The 15,550-nt window shown below is 59.5% G+C and carries 15 protein-coding genes and 1 pseudogene; 9 read left to right on the forward strand and 7 right to left on the reverse strand.

Going from position 1 to position 15,550, the window contains the following annotated elements:
• The first annotated feature begins 57 nt into the window (after positions 1 to 57).
• Positions 58 to 651 carry a Maf family protein gene (locus ACVWZ1_RS02920; protein WP_414407950.1) on the forward strand — a complete coding sequence of 198 codons (594 nt, stop codon included), beginning with the start codon at positions 58 to 60 and terminating at the stop codon, positions 649 to 651.
• On the opposite strand, the gene gatB is transcribed toward ACVWZ1_RS02920, so the two are convergent.
• The 3 genes from gatB to ACVWZ1_RS02935 all read right to left on the reverse strand — a co-directional run bounded on the left by gatB (position 648) and on the right by ACVWZ1_RS02935 (position 2,726).
• Positions 648 to 2,120, reverse strand: coding sequence for an Asp-tRNA(Asn)/Glu-tRNA(Gln) amidotransferase subunit GatB (gene gatB, locus ACVWZ1_RS02925; RefSeq protein ID WP_457502470.1), 1,473 nt, complete (start codon positions 2,118 to 2,120; stop codon positions 648 to 650). The two genes, ACVWZ1_RS02920 and gatB, sit on opposite strands and share 4 nt — an antisense overlap.
• 148 nt (positions 2,121 to 2,268) lie before the next feature.
• Complete coding sequence (locus ACVWZ1_RS02930; protein ID WP_457502471.1) at positions 2,269 to 2,553, reverse strand: acylphosphatase; 285 nt, start codon at positions 2,551 to 2,553, stop codon at positions 2,269 to 2,271.
• The gene (locus tag ACVWZ1_RS02935; RefSeq protein WP_414358468.1) at positions 2,550 to 2,726 is read right to left on the reverse strand and encodes a hypothetical protein; all 177 of its coding nucleotides are present in this window, start codon (positions 2,724 to 2,726) and stop codon (positions 2,550 to 2,552) included. Before ACVWZ1_RS02935 ends, ACVWZ1_RS02930 begins: the two co-directional genes overlap by 4 nt.
• Positions 2,727 to 2,996: 270 nt before the next feature.
• On the opposite strand from ACVWZ1_RS02935, the pseudogene ACVWZ1_RS02940 reads away from it, so the two are divergent.
• The 6 genes and pseudogenes from ACVWZ1_RS02940 to ACVWZ1_RS02965 all read left to right on the forward strand — a co-directional run.
• Positions 2,997 to 3,782, forward strand: a pseudogene (locus ACVWZ1_RS02940) (RNA-guided endonuclease InsQ/TnpB family protein); the annotation flags it as partial.
• Positions 3,783 to 4,017: 235 nt separating this feature from the next.
• Positions 4,018 to 4,251 carry a zinc ribbon domain-containing protein gene (locus ACVWZ1_RS02945; RefSeq protein ID WP_457502472.1) on the forward strand — a complete coding sequence of 78 codons (234 nt, stop codon included), beginning with the start codon at positions 4,018 to 4,020 and terminating at the stop codon, positions 4,249 to 4,251.
• 187 nt (positions 4,252 to 4,438) lie between these two features.
• Positions 4,439 to 5,881: a gamma-aminobutyraldehyde dehydrogenase gene (locus ACVWZ1_RS02950; RefSeq protein ID WP_414358449.1), complete on the forward strand. Its 1,443-nt coding sequence runs from the start codon at positions 4,439 to 4,441 to the stop codon at positions 5,879 to 5,881.
• Between the two features lie 243 nt (positions 5,882 to 6,124).
• Positions 6,125 to 8,143: a magnesium chelatase ATPase subunit D gene (bchD, locus tag ACVWZ1_RS02955; RefSeq protein WP_457502473.1), complete on the forward strand. Its 2,019-nt coding sequence runs from the start codon at positions 6,125 to 6,127 to the stop codon at positions 8,141 to 8,143.
• A gap of 125 nt (positions 8,144 to 8,268) precedes the next feature.
• Positions 8,269 to 8,991: an LmeA family phospholipid-binding protein gene (locus ACVWZ1_RS02960; protein WP_457502474.1), complete on the forward strand. Its 723-nt coding sequence runs from the start codon at positions 8,269 to 8,271 to the stop codon at positions 8,989 to 8,991.
• A gap of 586 nt (positions 8,992 to 9,577) precedes the next feature.
• On the forward strand, positions 9,578 to 10,639 hold the full coding sequence (locus tag ACVWZ1_RS02965) for a sensor histidine kinase (RefSeq protein ID WP_457502475.1): 1,062 nt from the start codon (positions 9,578 to 9,580) through the stop codon (positions 10,637 to 10,639).
• A 53-nt stretch (positions 10,640 to 10,692) separates the two neighbouring features.
• Here ACVWZ1_RS02965 and ACVWZ1_RS02970 read toward each other — a convergent pair whose 3' ends face one another.
• From ACVWZ1_RS02970 to ACVWZ1_RS02985, 4 genes are all read right to left on the reverse strand, one after another.
• Positions 10,693 to 11,238 (reverse strand): response regulator, encoded by a 546-nt coding sequence (locus ACVWZ1_RS02970; protein WP_457502476.1) that lies wholly within the window; start codon positions 11,236 to 11,238, stop codon positions 10,693 to 10,695.
• 287 nt (positions 11,239 to 11,525) lie between these two features.
• Positions 11,526 to 11,861, reverse strand: a complete 336-nt coding sequence (locus ACVWZ1_RS02975) for a DUF3007 family protein (RefSeq protein WP_457501106.1) — start codon at positions 11,859 to 11,861, stop codon at positions 11,526 to 11,528.
• Positions 11,862 to 11,889: 28 nt separating this feature from the next.
• Positions 11,890 to 12,111, reverse strand: coding sequence for an NAD(P)H-quinone oxidoreductase subunit L (ndhL, locus tag ACVWZ1_RS02980; RefSeq protein ID WP_011433942.1), 222 nt, complete (start codon positions 12,109 to 12,111; stop codon positions 11,890 to 11,892).
• A gap of 112 nt (positions 12,112 to 12,223) precedes the next feature.
• Positions 12,224 to 12,628: an NIL domain-containing protein gene (locus ACVWZ1_RS02985; RefSeq protein WP_414409519.1), complete on the reverse strand. Its 405-nt coding sequence runs from the start codon at positions 12,626 to 12,628 to the stop codon at positions 12,224 to 12,226.
• A gap of 295 nt (positions 12,629 to 12,923) precedes the next feature.
• On the opposite strand from ACVWZ1_RS02985, the gene ACVWZ1_RS02990 reads away from it, so the two are divergent.
• Both ACVWZ1_RS02990 and ACVWZ1_RS02995 read left to right on the forward strand, forming a co-directional pair.
• Entirely contained in the window at positions 12,924 to 13,094 is a 171-nt protein-coding gene (locus ACVWZ1_RS02990) for a hypothetical protein (protein WP_187147233.1), read from the forward strand.
• A 7-nt stretch (positions 13,095 to 13,101) separates the two neighbouring features.
• Entirely contained in the window at positions 13,102 to 15,537 is a 2,436-nt protein-coding gene (locus ACVWZ1_RS02995) for an endonuclease MutS2 (protein WP_457502477.1), read from the forward strand.
• The last annotated feature ends 13 nt before the right edge of the window (positions 15,538 to 15,550 follow it).

A 15,550-nucleotide genomic window follows, 5' to 3' on the forward strand; every position in this document is an offset into this window, starting at 1 on the left:
CTAGCTCATGGAGCGAACTTCCATCCAGCAAACGTCCAGGCTTTGGGTGTTGAGTCGATGTTGCCTCCTATCGTACTGGCCTCGCAATCCGCTGCCCGCCGCCAATTGTTAAAGGCTGCCGGGATCCCCCATCGCGTTCAACCCAGCTACTTCGACGAAAGCCAAATCCAGAGCTCTAATCCGGTGGAGCTGGTGCAGAAGCTGGCCTCGGCGAAAGCCGAAGTGGTGGCGGCCCAGCAACGGGAGCCCGTCTTGGTTGTGGGGGCCGACTCTGTGCTCTACCTAAATGGCGAGATCCTAGGTAAGCCGCCCAATGCCCTAGAGGCGGAACGGCGCTTGCGGCAAATGCGGGGCGAAGTGGGAGAGCTCTACACAGGCCATGCCTTAATTGACACGAAGCAGAACCGTCGCCTCACCCACTATGCGGTGACGCGGGTGTTTTTTGCCAAGCCCAGCGACGAGGAGATCCGCGCCTATGTGGCCACCGGTGAGCCTTTGGCCTGTGCCGGCTGTTTTGCCATCGATGGTCGTGGCAGCCTGTTTGTGGAGCGGATCGAGGGGTGCCCTGGCAATGTGATCGGGCTGAGTTTGCCCCTGCTGCGGCGCATGATCCAGGAGTTGGGCTATTCCCTCACCGATGCTTGGAGCTAGCCGTCGAGGTGTTGCTTGAGCAGGTCGTTGGCCAGCTTTGGATCCGCCCGTCCCTGGGTTTTTTTCATCAATTGCCCGACAAAGTAGCCGAAGAGCTTGGTTTTACCCCCCCGATACTGCTCCAGTTGCTCTGGATTCTCCGCCAACACCTCAGCGATTATCTGCTCCAGAAGATTGCTATCCGAGATTTGGGTCATGCCTTTGGCTTCCACCAGGGCGCGGGCCGACCCGCCTTTTTCCAGCAGTTCCGGCAGGATCTCCTTTGCGATTTTGCTGGAGATGGTGCCCCGCTCGATGAGACCGATCAGCTCGGCCAGGGTTTCCGGCTTCAGGGCAATGTCGGGGTAGTCCAGCTTGTGGGTGTTGAGGTAGCTGGCAATGTCGCTCATCATCCAGTTAGCGGCTGCTTTCGGGTCGGCCCCGGCGGCGATCACGGCTTCAAAGTACTCGGCGGTGTTGCGTTCATCGCTGAGGTAGCGGGCATCGTACACCGAGAGACCGTACACCTCCTGGTAACGTCGCCGCTTCACACCGGGCAATTCCGGCAGCTCTGCCTGCCAGCGGGTTTTCTGCGCTTCGGTAACGCGAATGGGCGGCAGATCGGGCTCGGGGAAATAGCGATAGTCGCTGGATCCCTCTTTCTTGCGCATGCTGATGGTGCGCTGGCTGTTTTCTTCCCAAAGGCGGGTCTCTTGCACGATCCGCTCGCCCGCCTCCACAACCTTGACCTGGCGGTTGAATTCGTACTCGATGGCCCGTTGGATGGCGTTGAAGGAGTTCATGTTTTTAATTTCCACCTTCGTGCCAAAGGTCTGGGATCCCAGCGGACGCACCGAGATGTTCACATCACAGCGCAGGGATCCCTCCTGCAGGTTGCCATCACACAGCCCGGCATAGCGCAGGATGCGGCGCAGCTCTTGCACATACTCGGCTGCCTCTTCCCCGCTGCGGATGTCCGGCTCGCTGACGATCTCGATGAGGGGAACCCCCGCTCGGTTGAAATCCACCAAAGAATAGCTGGATCCCGACAGGCGATCGCTGCCAGCATGTACCAGTTTGCCCGCGTCTTCTTCCATGTGCAGACGGGTGATGCCGATGCGCTTGGTGCGACCGTCGCTGAGCTGGATCTCGATCCAGCCGTGGGTGGCAATTGGCAGGTCGTATTGCGAGATTTGGTAGTTTTTGGGCAAGTCGGGGTAAAAGTATTGCTTGCGGTCGAACTTGCTGTAGGGGGCAATGGTGCAATTCAAGGCCAAACCGGCTTTGACCGCGTACTCCAGCACCTTTTCGTTCAACACCGGCAGGGTGCCGGGCAAGCCCATACAAATCGGGTCGATATTCGTGTTGGGGGGAGCGCCAAATGCCGTCGCGCTGCTGGAAAAGATCTTGGAGCGGGTGCTGAGCTGGCAGTGAACTTCCAACCCGATCACAGCTTCATATTGCACTTTGGCGGGGGCAGCAACAGTCATGGGATGGGAAAAACTTGCGGTGTAACCATTCTAGTGCGACCTTGGGGGATCCCAGCTCATGGGCAGTTTCTGAGGACGGCAGCTCAGAACCAGCGGACGAAGCTGAAGTGCTGCAGGTCAAAGAAATCCTTGGAACAGCCAAACTCCTTCAAACGGTAGGGCGAATCTCAAAGGTGGCTAGACCTTCCGGCGGCTCAGAACGTTGCTCAACGGCCTCCACAACCGAACCGGGGCTGCCCTGTTGGCACCAGCGCAGCATCGCCTCCACTGCGGCAGGGGATCCTTCAAAAACAGCCTCTACACGACCATCCCGCAAATTGCGCACCCACCCTTGAACACCCGGATGGAGAGCCATCGCTTCGGTGTGGGCTCGAAACCCCACGCCCTGAACCCGCCCCCGTATCCAGACGTGAACGCGAACCCTGTCACTCATGCCGACTGGGATCCCTCCGGTGTGCTGCAGGGTTCTGGCGGCTCGGTCGGCTTCGCCGGGGTCTCTCGCCGATCCAGCCATTCCACGAGAACGTTGACAAGGACAATCAACCCCAGGATCCCCAGCGAGATCCCACAGGCGTACCCAATCGCTTGCCACAGCACGGGAGACATGAGCCCAACCTCACGAAGAATGCTTGTGCAGAAGAACCCACCCTTCAAGCACCTTAACAGATGCCGGATCCCCAGCGACCTACGGCCCGCTTCGCGAGCATCCATTTTGACCCTTCCAATCCCAAAGGGTTCCCCGCCAGCTCAAAATCTCTGCGCTCGAAAGTTAACAAAACGCGCGGAATTCCCCACCCTCTGTAGGGTGGGGATGGATAGCGCCACTGGATTTGTGGAGCACTCAGAACTAGGACAGGTGGGGGTAGGATAACGCATATGGCAACCAGAAGGCAGACCTTTCGACTGTATCCCAGCAAAGCTCAGGAAAAAGCTTTGCTCGAGGCCCGTCGTCTGCATTGTTATCTTTACAATGCTTGCATTGCCCATCGGGAAACCGAGTACCACCTCCACCGCCGAACGGTGACCTACCTGGAACAGCAGAACCTACTCCCCGAATTCAAGCAGGTGTGGGTGGAGTTTGCCCAACTGAACTCCCAAACTTTGCAAGCTACCGTCAAGCGGGTGGATTATGCTTACCAACGGTTTTTCCAAGGACTGAGTAGGAAGCCGAGGTTCAAGTCCATTCGCCGGTATTCAGGCTGGACGTATCCTGCCCGGTCGGGGTGGAAGGTCAACAGCACGGGAAAGCATGGCACGGTCACACTCAATGACTTGGGCATTACCCTGAAAATGCGCGGTCAAGCCAAGCATTGGGGCGTGCCCACTACGCTGACCCTTGTTTACAAGCCGTCCCGGCGGCAGTGGTTTGCCTCGTTCACGGTCGAGGTGGCGATACCTGAACCTAAGTTTGGGTCGCAGTCGGATTTGCAGTACGAATCTATAGTTGCCTATGACTTGGGTACAGAGACCGCCCTGACTTTGTTTGATGGGGCGGAGTTTCGGGAGATTACTAATCCCCGCTTTACCCAGCGGAGTGAGGAGAAGATTCGCAGAGTCGCCAGACTGAAGCGCAGAAAGCGTGCTCCGCAGAAGGGTGTCAAGGCTTCCAGAAGGTGGAAGAAAATCCACCGGTGGGAAGCGCAACTCAAAGCCAAAGTTGCTCGTCAGCGCAAAGACTGGCAACACAAAGTGACGTCAGAGATAGCTTGTCGTTATGACAAAGCGCTCCGCGCCGCCATAGGCGAACGGCGTAACGGAGAAGCTGCATGTCAAAGGGATGACCCGCAAGGGTGGGAAGCGCAAGGCAGGGCTAAGCAAGTCGATTCTGTCGGTGGGGTTTGGTACATTGAACCAGATGATTACCTACAAAATCGAGCAGAAAGGGGGTTTAGTTCTCATGCTTCCCACTCAGACCCTCAAACCGAGCCAACGCTGTCCCCAATGTGGGGCAGTCCACAAGGAGTGGGCGGACTTGAGCAACCGCTATCATGTCTGCTCTGGTTGTGGGTTTGAAATCCCCAGGGATCGGGGCTCGGTGATGGTGATGCACAATGTTGCAATAAACAAGCAACCGGGGTTGGGAACCAGCCTCGTGAGTCTTGGATGTCTCAGCACTACTTCAAAGTCCTGATGCTCAGGGCTATGAAGCACCTGGGGCAGAGGAAGAGACTAAAATCCTGCCGTCAAGCGAATGGGGCATCAGAAACCCCATCCGCCTATGCGGTGGGGTAGTTCATTGAAGCTTATGATTCAAGCCGAGCCAAAAAGATTCGGCACAATGGGGAGAGCCATTTCACCAAGCTGTTGAGGACATCGCTATGGCCTACAAACTCTGGATCGACGGCCAATGGGTCGATAGCCAAGGGGGGGGGTTGATGACCATCGAGAACCCGGCCACCGGCGAGAAACTGGCAGAGGTGGTGGATGCTAGCCCTGCCGATGTGGATCGGGCGGTGCAAGCTGCCCAGACCGCTTTCTACGATGGCCGTTGGTCGAAACTTACCCCCGGCGAGCGATCCCTGGCCCTCTGGAAATTGGCAGATCTGATCGAGGCTCGTGCCCCAGAACTGGCTCGTGTGGAATCGGAAAACACCGGCAAGCCCTACGAGTTCCTCAGCTTAGGGGGAGATTTGCCGTTTGCGGTGGATAATCTGCGTTTCTTCGCCGCTGCCGCCCGCGACATCCATGGCTTTAGCGCCGGGGAATATGCCAAGGGCTACACCTCCCTCTTTCGCAAAGAGCCGGTGGGGGTGTGCGCTCAAATTACCCCCTGGAACTATCCGCTGATGATGGCCGTCTGGAAGATCGGCCCCGCCCTGGCCGCCGGCTGTACGGTGGTGCTCAAGCCCGCTCCTGCCACCCCCCTGACCACCCTGATGCTGGGAGAACTGATCGCCGAGGCCGGGATCCCGCCAGGGGTGGTCAACATCGTTACCGGGGGCAATGCTACCGGCCAAGCCCTGGTAGAGCACCCGCAGGTGCGAATGGTCAGCCTTACCGGCTCCACCGCCACCGGCAAGCAGGTGATGCGGACAGCAGCAGAGACCCTGAAGCGGGTGCATTTGGAACTGGGGGGCAAAGCGCCGTTTATCGTCTTCGAGGATGCGGACGTAGAGACCGTTGCTGCCAAGGCCACGTTTGCTGCCACCGTCAACACCGGCCAAGACTGTACGGCGGCCACCCGCGTCTACGTGCAAGAGAGCAAGCTGGCGCAGGTACAAGAGGCCATTGTAGAGGCCATGCGCAAAGTGACGGTGGGATCCCCCTTTGAGGCCGGGGTGGAGATGGGGCCTTTGGTCTCGGCAGTCCAGCGGGAGCGGGTGATGGGATTTGTGGAGCGGGCCAAAGCAGAGGGAGCCAAGGTGCTGACCGGCGGTCGGATCCCTTCCCAGTTTGCCCAAGGCTACTACTATGAACCCACGGTGATTGCCAATGTTGATCAAAAGGCGGAGATCGTACAGAGTGAGGTTTTTGGGCCGGTTCTCACGCTCGGCTCGTTTCGTGAAGAAGCGGAAGCGCTACGCCTGGGCAATGACGTCCTATACGGGCTGGCGGCTTCTGTGTGGACTCAGGACATCGGACGAGCGATGAAGTTGGCCGCCGATCTAGAGTTCGGCACCGTCTGGATCAACGACCATATTCCCATTGCCTCTGAGGCCCCCCATGGCGGCTTCAAGCAGTCGGGATTTGGCAAAGATCTCTCGGCAGAGGCGGTGCGCGACTACCAAATCACCAAGCACGTGATGATTGCAACCCGCTGAAGCAATGCCCATCTTGAGCAGAGATGACCACCAAACGGCAGTAGCCCACCCGGAGCATTCCCAGTCGCCGTGAAGCCGTTGGCGGCCTGGATTCCGGCCCACCTCCCTTGGGAGAGGGATTTAGGGTGGTCGCGTCAGCGGCGCGGAGCGCTCGGGGAACTCCCTAAAGCGATAGACTGGGGTGTGCAGCTCCCTGTCCGCTGCGAATCGGCCCGATTGGATCTTGATCGCCAAGCTTTACCCATGGGATCCGCAACTCTATCCGCCCCTTGTACCTTTCCCCTCACCGCTGTGGTGGGGCAGCAGGCGGCCAAGCTGGCTCTGCTGTTGGCAGCGGTGGATCCCAGCCTAGGGGGGGTGGTGCTGGTGGGGCCGCGTGGCACGGCCAAGTCGGTTTTAGCCAGAGGGATCCACGCCTTGCTACCGCCCATCGAGGTGATTGCGGGATCCTATTGCAACGACGATCCGGCGCGACCGGACACCTGGTCGGACTGGGCCAAGGCTCGCTACCCAGCCGGAGAGGTGCCGCCCACCCAAGTGATATCGCCCCCCTTTGTCCAGATTCCCCTGGGCGTGACCGAAGATCGGCTGCTGGGATCCGTGGATGTGGGAGCTTCGGTGGAGCGGGGAGAAACCGTCTTTCAGCCGGGGCTGCTGGCTGCCGCCCACCGGGGTGTGCTGTACGTGGACGACATCAACCTGCTGGATGACTCAATTGCCGATCTGCTGCTGACGGTGGTGGGCGATGGGGTGAATCGCCTGGAGCGGGAAGGGATCAGCCTGCAACACCCCTGTCGGCCCCTGCTGGTGGCCACCTACAACCCCGAGGAGGGATCCCTGCGCCCCCACTTGCTGGATCGCATGGCCATGGTGGTGCCGCTGGAGCGGGATCTGAGCCTGGAGGAGCGGCGGGAGATTGCCCAGCGAGCCAGCCAATTCGGCGATGCCCCCGAACCCTTTCTGGCACAACACCAAGCAGAACTGGAAGAAATCCGCACCCAGATTGTCCTGGCCCGAGAGTGGCTGCCCCAGGTCAAACCCCAGCGGGAACAGATCCACTACCTGGTGCAAGAGGCCATCCGCGGCAATGTCCAAGGCCATCGGGGAGAGCAGTTTGCCCTACGGGCCGCCTGTGCCCTGGCAGCTCTGGAAGGACGGGATCGCCTGTTGGCCGAGGATCTGCAGCAGGCTGTGCAACTGGTGCTGCTGCCCCGCGCCCAATACGACCCCGACCAGCCCCCCCCTCCCCCCCCGCCACCATCCCAACAGTCGGATCCCCCGCCGCCGGATCCCGACAAGGATGGGGAAGATAGAGAGGAAACGGATCCCCAACCGGAAAACCTGAGTCTGCCGGAAGAGTTTTTCTTCGAGCCGGAGCGCATTGCCCTCGACCCGCGCCTGCTGGCCTTTGCCCAGTCCCTCAACCAACAGGGGAAAACGGGATCCCGCAGCCTGGTGTTCAGCGCCGACCGGGGCCGTTACATCAAGCCCATCCTGCCCCAGGGATCCAACCCCCGCATTGCCGTCGATGCCACCTTGCGAGCCGCTGCTCCCTACCAGAAGAGCCGCCGCCAGCGACAACCGGGACGCGCCGTCGTCGTGGAACCGAGCGATATCCGCGCCAAAAAGCTGGTTCGCAAGGCCGGAGCCCTGGTGATCTTTGTGGTGGATGCCTCCGGCTCCATGGCCCTCAACCGCATGCAAGCGGCCAAAGGAGCGGCCCTGCGCCTGCTCACAGAAGCCTACCAGAACCGCGACAAGGTGGCCCTCATCGCCTTTCGTGGAGAAACTGCCGAAGTGCTGCTGCCCCCCACCCGCTCCATTGAGCTGGCCCGCCGCCGTTTGGAATCTCTGCCCTGCGGCGGGGGATCCCCTCTTGCCCATGCCCTCACCCAAGCCGTGCGCATGGGAGTCAATGCCCGTGCTGCCGGCGACGTGGGCCAGGTGATGCTGGTGGCCCTCACCGATGGTCGGGGCAACATCCCCCTCAGCCGCTCTTTGGGACGGAGCGATGGCAAACCCCAGTCGGGAACGGATCCCATCGACCTGAAGCAGGAGCTGCGGGAGATTGCCCTGCGCATCCGCGCCCTGGGGTTGAAGCTGCTCTTGATCGACTCCCAAAGCCGCTTTGTAACCACCGGCTTCAGCGCCGAACTGGCGGAATTGGCGGGCGGACGGTACTTTCATCTGCCCCGCGCCACCGACCAGGGGATCGCAGCCGTGGCCCGCTCGGCCATGCAGGAAGGACGCACCTACCCCTGAGAGAACAGCCTCTCCGTCGGCGGAGGTTGTAACTTTTCTTAATGGTTGGTTATGATCCCTGTAGGCGAACTTCACCTTGTCCCATGGCTACAGGACTCCTGCCCCAACTTTCCCTCCAGAATCCCATGGCTGTCGATTGGGTCAGTCGGGGGGTAAGCGCAGCCATTCGCGCCCTCTTTAAGCAGGCAGAGCGACTAGAAGCGCGCGTACGGGTGGAGCCTGTTGCCAAACTGTTGCAGGGTCGTATTGATAGCTTTGAGTTGTTGGGCCAGCACTTGCAGATGTACAACGGCCTGAGGCTTTCGGCCCTAGAGCTGTTTTGCAACGCGGTGGCCATCGATTTCAGCCAAATTTGGCAGGGGAAGATCAAACTGCGCCAGCCGGTACAGGCCACGATGCGTGTGGTGCTGAGCCAAGACGATCTGGTGCAATCGTTTAACACACCTTTTGTGCTGAACAGGCTGGCCCTGGTGGGACAGGATGGCAGCCCCCTATCCCACGTCCATATCAGCATCACCCCGGCGCGGCGACTGGAATTGCATGCAAACGTACAGCAGGGAGAAGCCAGGGCTTTCCGCGTCGGTTTTTCCGCCCAAGTTGAGGTGCTGGAGCGGCGTCGCATCCGCTTTACAGATCCGGTGTTTGCAGGCGGCACAGAAGAGGAGCTGGCCTTGAGCCGGGCCTTGGTAGATTGCCTGAATGGGCTTCTGGATTTGGATCGGCTGGCCTTGCGCGGCACTGAGCTGCGGGTCGATCGGGTGAACTTACAGCCCCAGCAGATGATCCTATACGGCAGCGCCACCCTGGCCCAATTTCCCACACGCCAACCCCAATGGGAAAGTGCTTGACAGCCTTTCAAAGGGCGGCTACGCTCAATAGTGGTGAGGAGTGAAGAGAAGAAGCCTCTGGGGTCGAAACACGGACAGACTCCCAGAGGTTTTTTCATGCCTCAGGAGCTTGAGAGCTCCGCTCTGCCCCTCGATCTTGATCTGTTGAACTTGTAGTCCTTTGACCCAAACCGGGACACTACACCCAAAACGTTGGTCGCGTCGTCGCGTCAGCGTTGCCGAGCAATAATGCATGCGGCCAAAGGCTTTTCTCAATGGCCCAGGCGCCTCACCCTAACCTGAAACGACTATGATTGCTCAACGTTGGTTACGCCTGGGGATCAAGCTGTCTTTCTTTGCCGTGATGTCCACAGCTTTGCCAACCGGAATACGGCGCGGCTTCTCTAAAGAATGGGGTAGCTGGGTATCCTAAAAGCTGGGGTTACGGCATCCTTCTTTATTCATGGGGATGAAGTGGCTCAAGACATAACGGTCATTCTAAGACCTAGGAAAGAACTCTTCAGCCTTGACCGTGAGGGGATGTTTATTCTTTGCCTACGGTTGGTTCACTATTCAAGCAGGTCTTGTCAAAGCGAGCACACCGAGTTTGAAACAGCAACTACTCCGCCTACTTGAGTTTTGGCGCCGCCGCTTTCCCCACAGCCTGCGCACCCAGGTGGCATTGGTCATTGCCAGCCTTTCGTTTGTCCCCAACTTGGTTTTCATCCTGTCAGTGGAGTGGATCTGGCCCGACACGCAGTTCAGCGCTGAAGGGATCCTTCTGCTGCTGCTGTGGATCCCGTTGCTGGCGGTGCTATCGGCGGTGGTGGGCTATGCTCTGTCCTCCATGATTTTGCGCCCCCTCACCCTGCTGGCCCGCGAGTTGGCCCATTTGGAAACCTTGATCAACCAGCCTGCCTGTTGGAATCTGCTGCTCCGCCCCGGGGATCCCCAGGAAGCCCTGATCTTGCGGCAGGCCTTTGCCCAGTTGCTGCGCCAGATCCAGATCGACCAAATGCGGCGAGAAGCCTTTACCGCCACCCTGGTTCACGACCTGAAAACTCCCCTCATCGCCTTTGGGCACCTGCTGAGCGCCTTCAAACAGGATCAACAGCTCGATCCGGAGCAACGTCGCGCTCTGCTGGATCGCATCCTGCAGGAAAACCAACACAATCTCTCGCTGGTGCAGAAAATGGTGGAGGCCCACCGCCTGGAGCGGGGAGAGATCGAGCTGCATCCTCGGCCTTGCGATCTGGGATCCCTAGCCAGAAGGGTGGCCGAGCGCATGGGATCCCTGGCCCAAGAACGGGGGATCGACCTGCGAGTGGAAGGGGAAGGGTGGGGCAACGCCGATGAGGCAGAGCTGGAGCGGGCGCTGGCGAATCTGGTGGACAATGCCTTGCGCTATGCACGCCATGCAGTGGTGCTCACTGTCAGCCCCCGCCAGATCCAGGTGCAGGATGATGGCCCCGGCCTACCCGCCCCTCTGGAAGAGTTGGCCCAACCCTATGTGACCCAGCCCATTCACATTGCCGGCCACCACTACCCAACCGGCTCAGGAGGTTTAGGGCTATACATCGCCAAGCGTATCCTGCAGGCCCATGGAGGGGAATTGCGGTTGGTCGAGACGGGATCCCAAGGGGCTACTCTAGCCCTAGTGTTGCGCTGACCTTCTCTTAGCAGTTCAACCCTGGCAGAGCAAGACAGTGCGAGAAAACGTGCTCAATCGACAGGGCGACCCCGGTACATCAATCGGTACTTCACCTGCGGGGTCAAGTCTTTCTGCCCTGGATCCCCTTCCGCGGTGATGGGTTGTGGAGGGGCGGTGGGAGAGTGGGCGCTCGGCTGCGGGGGAGGGGTGGAAGAAGATGTACGGCTGACCTCCGCCGGCCATAAGCCCGCTTGCTTCAGAGCCCTGTGGAGCGCCTCCGTGTCAATAGGCAAAAACCACCTGGCAGCCTCGTAAATTCGTTCGAGGGAGTGGAGAAGGTCGCCGGCCTCTGCCAAGCCAGGGATCACATCTGCTGCCCCCTGGTAGATTGCCCAGCGCCGCTCTGCGGGCTCGATGTGGCGGCGGGGGTGATGAGTCAGGATAACAGGGATGTTGGGCAGCTTGCTTTGACACTCTCGACAAAAGGCATAGGGGTTAAACAGCCCCGTCGTCATGTCCACCACCATCAGATCCAGCGGCTGGCTTGTTGCCGCCTCTAGCAGATCTTCACGTGGGGAAATCGGCACCACAGAGTGCCCCTGAGACTCCAGCGCCAACTTCCAGAGATGAATTTGCGAGGGCTGGCCCTGAGCTAGCAGTATGGTTTTTCTCACAGTGGATGGAGATATGCGAGTAGAAGGAAAGGCAAAGGCTTGCACCACTTAATAATCCGTCGTACGCCAGAATCTTGTGCGGGGCGTAATGTAGCATTCTTAGGGGAAGCAAATGGTAACCGGATATACAGATATACAAGTATTGCGGTTTAAGCCCGACGCTCCATACCCTTAAACCTGGATCCCTAGCAGCCGACAGCCCATTTCTGGGTGCGGCCTGTCCGACGGCCTCAATGTTTCTCCTGCTCAACCCAATCCGGGATCCCTTCTTTCTCACTTTCCAATTCAGCTTGCAGGGCCTGCCACTCTTCCGGAGACAGCGAGTGGAGTTTCTCTTGAAGTTGCTGGGTCTCAAAGCTGGCCCACTGAGCCTTCAGGGTCATTTCCCCCCGCAGCACCCGCCTCAGGTAGCCAAAAGTCCACCCCAAGCAAGCCAGCAGGAGCACCACGCTCGATATCTGCTGCGCAGCCCCCGTATCCAAGCCCGCCCAAAGCAGCAGGCCATAGAGGATCCCTCCCCCCAACAGCAGGGCTAAGCCTATAGCAAGAACATCCAATCTGCGCATGGCTCAGTGAACCGACAAACGGCTGACCTTACAGCGACCGGGGCTTGGGCCGGAACGTCATGAAGGGAGCCAAGAGCACCATGCCGGGAAAGAAAAACAAGACCAAGAAAAACATCAACACCTTTTCCCAAGCACTGCCTGAAGTCCAGCGTTTGTCCACATACAGCAGAGACAACAGAGGCAGCACCAGCAGATAGAGAACAGCCAAACCGGCATAAGTTAACCCGATCAACGATGGAGTAGAAGCCATGTCGAGTGCGTCCTGCAGCTATTTGACCTGTGTCCAACAAGTCTAACAGCATCGTTAACGGCATTGTGAAGAGATTTGTCGGCTGAAGGAAGTCGGTAACTCGGCCAACTGACTACAAACTGGTGCTGATCGCCCCAACGGGGCAGGTGGGTACGCACTGTTCGCACATGACGCAGCGGTTGCGGGAGAACTCCAGCTTCCAGTTGGGAGCAGAAATCTTCAGGGCCTCGGTTGGGCAAACTCCCGTACACAATCCGCAATCCACACACAAGTCTGGGTCAATCTGAATTTCCTTGGCCCGTTCAGTCACCTCAATGCCCAAAGACTGTACCCATTCCAATCCTGCTTCCACCTGGTCGATATCCCCCGACAGCTCCACCACCAAAGTACCCACTTCGTTGGGGGCTACCCTGGCGCGCACGATATTGGCAGCCACATCGAAGTCTTTGGCCAACCGATAGGTGAGAGGCACATTCACCAAATGGCGGGGGAAAATGAGGGTGACTCGTTTGCGCACGGATCTTGAGTGTTTTGAGTGCAGCAACTTCCTTCAGTATGGCAGGCTTGTGAGGTTCAGTTTGGCCGTGAATGCAGCTCACTTCCACCCTCCACAGGACACCCAAGGCGAACCCCACAGCGGTAGGGCGGGGCTTTGAACCCAGTTTTTCGGTGAGCTCAGCTTCTTGGGAAGATCACCAGAGGCAGCGCGTGAGACAACGGCGCCATTATCAGCGTGCCCCTCTCACCAAAAGCTATCTGTGGAAGCCGACCCAGAGCCTGCCACAATAGGATGGAGAGCGTCCCCGATCCCTATGAACCCATCTTTTGCTCAGCCCCGTCTCAACTCAGAGCAGTACCGCCAGATGCTGGTGCGGGATGGCGAACGTCGCTTCCGCGAGTGGCACACTGCCTTCCTCAAGTATCAACAGCAGTTTTTGCAAGAGATGAAGCAACTGCGTCTCCAGGGTTCTTTGCATCGCTGAATGGTTAATGCCCACCGTCCCCACCTTGCACCCGCTGCCAGTCTTCTCCAAGCCCGATCCCTCCCCAAGGCCTACGGCCTGCCAAGGCGAACGGCAAGAAACCTTGGAATTGCTGGAGTGGCCCCGCCTCTGTCAACACTTGGCCACCTTTGCTGCCACACCCTTGGGCCGTCGTGCCTGCCTAGAGCTGGATCCCTGGCAGAGCCGCGCCGATAGCGAAGCCTACCTCGATCAGACTGAGGAAGCGATCCGCCTCGATCGCACACAGGCGGGGGGCCTTTCCATGGCAGGGATCCACAACCTGCTGCCGGCTTTGGAACGGGCTGAACGGGGGGGGATCCTGAGCGGGGAAGAGCTGGTGCAGATTGCTACAACTCTGGGGGCGGCCCGCCGCATTCGTCGTCTGATCGACGACCACGACCATCTGCCACGCTTGCAAACTTGGGTGAGCACCCTGCGCACCTACCCGGAGCTGGAGCAGGAGATCTTCCGCTGCCTGGAGGAACATGGCGAGGTGCGGGACAGCGCCAGCCCTGCCCTTGCCAATCTGCGCCAGCAGCAACGGCAACAGCGCAGCCAGATCCAGGAGCGCCTGCAACAGTTGATGAGCCAGTACCCCCAGGCGCTGCAGGACAACCTGATCGGCCAGCGGCAGGGACGGTTTGTCCTGATGGTCAAGGCCACCCATCGGGATCTCATCCGCGGCATTGTGCATGACAGCTCTGCCAGTGGGGCCACCCTCTATGTGGAGCCCTACGCCGTGGTGGAACTGGGCAACCGCTGGCGAGAAACCCAAGTTCAGATTCAGGCGGAGGAAGAGCGGATCTTAGCCGCGCTCTCGGCTCAGGTGGCCTCCGTCGCCACCGATCTGGAGCATTTGCAGGGGGTGATGGTGGGGTTGGATGTGGCTCTGGCTCGGGGTCGCTACAGCCTCTGGCTGGACGGCAATCGTCCCCAGTTTGTCTCGGCAGGATTGCGCCTGCGTCAGGCCAAGCACCCCCTGCTGCTCTGGCAATCTCGCGCCGCTGCCCCTTCGGAGGGTCAAGGCTCTGCTGTTGTCCCTATCGACTTCACCCTCTCGGACTCGATTCGGGTCGTAGTCATCACCGGCCCCAACACCGGCGGCAAAACCGTTGCCTTGAAAACCCTGGGGCTGTTGGTGCTCATGGCCAAGGCGGGGATCTTCCTGCCGGCTCAAGATCCGCCCCAACTGCCTTGGTTCGACAGGGTTTACGCCGACATTGGGGACGAACAATCGCTGCAACAAAATCTCTCCACCTTTTCAGGGCACATCCGCCGCATCAGCCGCATGGTACAGGCCCTGCAGTCCACTCCAGAGCCGGCCCTTGTCCTGTTGGATGAGGTGGGGGCGGGCACGGATCCCACCGAAGGCGCTGCCCTGGCGGCTGGGCTGTTGGAGTATCTCTCGGAAAAGGCGCTGCTCACCCTGGCCACCACCCACTACGGCGAGTTGAAGGCCCTGAAATACCAACATCCCTGCTTTGAAAATGCCTCGGTGGAGTTTGATGAGGTCACCCTGGCCCCCACCTATCGCCTTTTGTGGGGGATCCCAGGCCGCTCCAATGCCTTGACCATTGCTCAACGGCTGCAGTTGGATCCAGAGATTCTGCGGCGGGCCCAGCAGCACCTGCAGGGGGAAAGCCAGGTGGATCAGGTGATTGCCGGGCTGGAAGCGCAGCGAGCTCAATTGGAAGAGCGGGCGGCCCAGGTGGGATCCCTGCATCGAGAGCTGGAGAGCCTATATCAACAAATGCAACAGCGTAGCCGCCAAATCGCCGAGCGAGAAGCCCGGCTGGAGCAGAAGCAAAACCAAGAACTGCAAGCCCTGTTGGCTGCTGCCCGTCAGGAAGTGGCTGCCGCCATCCGCAAATTGCAGCAGGGAGAGGATCCCCAACGCATTACTGCCGAGCTGGCGCAAATCCAGCAGCGCTACTCTCCCCCACCGCCGCCTGTGGATATGGAGTTTGTGCCAGAGGTGGGAGATCGGGTGCGGCTGAGAGGCTTGGGGCAGACGGGAGAGGTGATCGCCATCGAAGGAGATGTATATGTAGTGCGCAGCGGCATCCTCAAATTCACAGTGCCACGGGGGCAGTTGGATCCCATCGATGAACACCAGGCTAAGCAACGCCAACGCCCCAAAGCCCCACCTCCCTCCCCTGCAGCCACCGCTCCCCTGAACCTGCGCACCAGCCAGAACACCCTCGATCTGAGGGGGAAAACCGTTGCTGATGCTGAGGCCATTCTGGAACAGCACTTTGCCCAAGCTCCTCCCGGCCCGGTTTGGATCATCCACGGCCACGGCACAGGGCGCCTGAAAGCCGGCGTCCAGGCTTATCTCCAAAATCACCCGCGCGTTCAGCGTTTTTCAGCCGCTGATCCCGAAGACGGCGGTACTGGAGTGACCGTGGCTCATTTACAGTGAGGCTTGTACAGTG

The organism is Thermostichus sp. MS-CIW-25, assembly GCF_054060015.1.